This window comes from Actinosynnema sp. NPDC023658 (assembly GCF_040639995.1).
Taxonomy (GTDB): domain Bacteria; phylum Actinomycetota; class Actinomycetes; order Mycobacteriales; family Pseudonocardiaceae; genus Actinosynnema.
The window spans coordinates 1-1,149 of sequence record NZ_JBFAAX010001426.1 but is presented as its reverse complement, the minus strand read 5'-3'; the positions used below and the strand labels follow the sequence as shown (position 1 = coordinate 1,149).

The following is a 1,149-nucleotide window of genomic DNA, read 5'->3' as shown; positions in this document are numbered from 1 at the left end:
AAGCCGAGCACGGTCGGGCGGCGCGCGCCGGCGAAGGTGCGCGCGGCCAGGGCGCGGGCGGAGGCCCGGTTGTCGATGCCGACGACCCGCGCGCCGGGCACCGCCGGACCGCCGTGGACGGCGACGGGCTTGTCCAGCCCGCTCACCACGCCGAGCACGGGGTCGGAGTCGACGGTGGTCCAGACGATGTAGCCGTCGACCGAGGCCGACCGCACGCGGTCGACGTCCTGGTCCTCGCCCGTGGTCGGGATGAGGTTCAGCCCGCTGCCGCGCTCCCGGCACACCTCGGCGACGCCGGTCAGGAACCGACGCGCCTGCGGGTCCTCGAACGCGTACGCGAGGTGCTCCCCGAGCACGACGCCGATCGCGCCGTTGTGGCGTCGGCGCAGGGACCGCGCGGTCGGGTCCGGGCCCCGGTAGCCCAGTTCGGCGGCGGTCTCCAGGACCCGGCGCAGCGTGTCCGGCGCGACCCGGTCGGGCTGGTTGTAGCAGTACGACACGGTCATCGGTGAGACACCGCAACGACGTGCCACCTCCGCCATGGTGACGCGCGGCGATCCGGCGCTGGACATGGGCGCAGCCTATCTGTGTATCGTTACACAATGCCTCTGGGGAGCAGATCGCGCACGGGGGTCGCGCTGGGGGCGCTCAGCGTCGCCTGCTTCGTCTCGGTGACCTCGGAGAACCTGCCGGTGGCGCTGCTGCCCGCGCTCGCGGCCGGTTTCGGCGTGCCCGACTCGGCCGTCGGCCTGCTGATGACCGGGTACGCGGTGGTCGTGGCGGTCACGGTGGTGCCGCTGGTCGCCCTGACGGCCCGCTGGGACCGCCGCACGACCGCCCTGGTGACGGTCGCGGCGGTCGTGGCGTCCAACCTGCTGCTGGCCGTCGCGCCGGGCTACGGCGTCGCGGTGGTCGCCCGGGTGGTCTCGGCCGTGGGCCACGGCGTGTTCTGGTCGGTCGTCGCGCCGATGGCCGCGCGGTTGCTCGGACCGGGGCGGGCGGGCCGCGCCACCACCGTGGTCTTCGCCGGGAACTCGCTGGCCTTCCTGCTCGGGCTGCCGCTGAGCTCGTGGCTGGGCGCGGTGATCGGCTGGCGGCCCACCGTGCTGGCCGTGGCCGGGGTCGCGGCGCTGGCGGCCGTGGCGATCC

The 1,149-nt window shown here is 75.2% G+C and carries 2 protein-coding genes; one reads left to right on the top strand and one right to left on the bottom strand.

The window, feature by feature from the left end:
• On the bottom strand, nucleotides 1–572 hold a 572-nt coding region (locus tag AB0G02_RS41535), incomplete at its 3' end, for a LacI family DNA-binding transcriptional regulator (RefSeq protein WP_360806467.1).
• A 30-nt stretch (nucleotides 573–602) separates the two neighbouring features.
• Here AB0G02_RS41535 and AB0G02_RS41530 point away from each other — a divergent pair.
• Nucleotides 603–1,149: MFS transporter (locus AB0G02_RS41530; RefSeq protein ID WP_360806464.1), on the top strand; the 547-nt coding region annotated here is incomplete at its 3' end.